The sequence below is a fragment of the Pseudomonas viridiflava genome (assembly GCF_003702045.1).
Taxonomy (GTDB): domain Bacteria; phylum Pseudomonadota; class Gammaproteobacteria; order Pseudomonadales; family Pseudomonadaceae; genus Aquipseudomonas; species Aquipseudomonas viridiflava_C.
Map to the genome: position 1 here is coordinate 1 of NZ_RBTP01000055.1, position 1,774 is coordinate 1,774.

1 protein-coding gene and 1 pseudogene are annotated in these 1,774 nt (G+C 51.7%); both read left to right on the plus strand.

Going from position 1 to position 1,774, the window contains the following annotated elements; all coding sequences use genetic code 11:
* The first annotated feature begins 149 nt into the window (after positions 1 to 149).
* Entirely contained in the window at positions 150 to 1,199 is a 1,050-nt protein-coding gene (locus ALP40_RS17025) for a sel1 repeat family protein (protein ID WP_122209391.1), read from the plus strand.
* Positions 1,200 to 1,537: 338 nt separating this feature from the next.
* Positions 1,538 to 1,774: pseudogene (locus ALP40_RS26205) on the plus strand (phospholipase); the annotation flags it as partial.

Here is a 1,774-nt window from a genome sequence, read left to right on the forward strand (position 1 = left end):
AAGGGGGCGCAGGATGATCCCGCCGAGGCCTTTACGGCTTGGCGTGACTTGATTGGAAGGAACAACAGGCTGAGGTCAAATAATAAAGCGCCCGAAGCCTCACTTGTCGAATTCCATTACGGTGAAGCAAATTACAAGGACCTCGACTGATGCGCCTGATTCTTCTGTTTTCAAGCCTGCTTCTTGTATGCAGCACAGCTAACGCAAATTCCTTACAGAAAAAGGATGTCTCCTTGGATAGTCTGAACCACATTAATGCCAAACTGGCGTTTACTTGTGTGCATGAAAAAATTCCGACGGCCTCTCGGGAGGCTGACGTACTTTTCCATTATGCTCGCTGGCTGCAGAAGAATAATCAGCTAAAGCAGGACAAGACTGTTGACGCCGAGGTTGAACGGCTTTACCGAATTGCGGCTGAAAACCAGCACTACAAGGCTAATGTAAATCTGCAGAACGGAACGGCGCGAGGACAATTCGAGTTAAGTGGTGAAGAGGTGCTGCGTCTGAGTCAGCAATTAATCGATGCAAAGGTCGCCACAGGTTACTACTTAATCGCAACTTACCTCCAAAGGGGTGTCGCCGGTCTACAGCAGGATCCGGAAATGGCGTTGCGTTACTACCGAAAGGCAGCCGATGAAGGGAACGCCCAAGCTCAAGCTTATGTAGCTGACAAATTAGAACCCCTCAACGCTGCCCCGGATATCGCTCGTAAAATGCGATGGTGTGCGGCAGAGCAAGGCAATGGCGCCGCTGCCGTAGCATTAGGAAATGACATGATGATACACAAAAACTATCAGAAAGCTCTTGAAGCGTTCCAACTTGGCGTAGCAGGCGGAGATGAAAGCGCGCCTTCTTTCTTAGGTAATGGTTTCAAGAGTCAAAATTCTGACAATAGTTTGTATTACCTAGGCCAAGAGGAAGATTTAGAGCGAGCAGATCGCTATAAGAAAATCTGGAAAGTATTGTCAGATTGGTCCTACGCCAACCCCACCGTCCCCGAAATCAACGACATCGTTCCCTTGCCACCTGCCAAACTTCCCGCTTGGGACGGCAAGCTGAAATGGGTCGAGGAGCGCAAGGCCAACGTGCAGCCACCAAAACCAACCGAAGCCCTGATCGAACAACTGGCCAAAGCCAAGCTCCTCGATCCGAAGACTGGCAAGCCGTTACCAGAATCACCACTGTACGAAAAAAATTGACTAGGTGACACGTCAGCGACCTATATCCTGACTCAAGGTTTGCATGCGCCACCGATCAACAGCGCATGCAAAACCTGCTCGGTCAAGGATTTATAGACCACTGAAATTCATGGAGCAGAAGCGGACTTGTCCGCGATAAAAGGATGATCAGATGCCACGCAGTTCACTGTCCGCAAATGCCCTCCAATGCCACGAGCGCAGCAGGCGAAGCTTCCTGCATGCTGTCCGGCCCGGCCCTGTATGGCTTGCACAAGAACTTTGCCATTGCCTGGAACAAGGAAACCCAATTCAACCGGTCGCCCAAGTACAAGGGCGATACCGGTGGCTACAAGCGAGCCATTTCGGACATCCAGGCGGCCTATCTGGTAGCGACCAACAACGTCACCCAGTTCATCTACATCGAGAACCAGTACTTCCGCTGGCCACCGCTGGCTGAGCTGATCAAGAAATGCGCCGCAGCGCAAACCTGCGACGGCCGTGACCCTACCGAACATGGCTCCATCCATCTGTTTGTGGTCACCAATGACACCAACGACGGCGTAGGCATGGGCACAGCCAAGACCCAGGAAATGCTG

Coding starts and splice junctions, on each gene's coding strand:
- ALP40_RS17025 (WP_122209391.1), top strand. CDS start 150: ATGCGCCTGATTCTTCTGTTTTCAAGCCTGCTTCTTGTATGCAGCACA.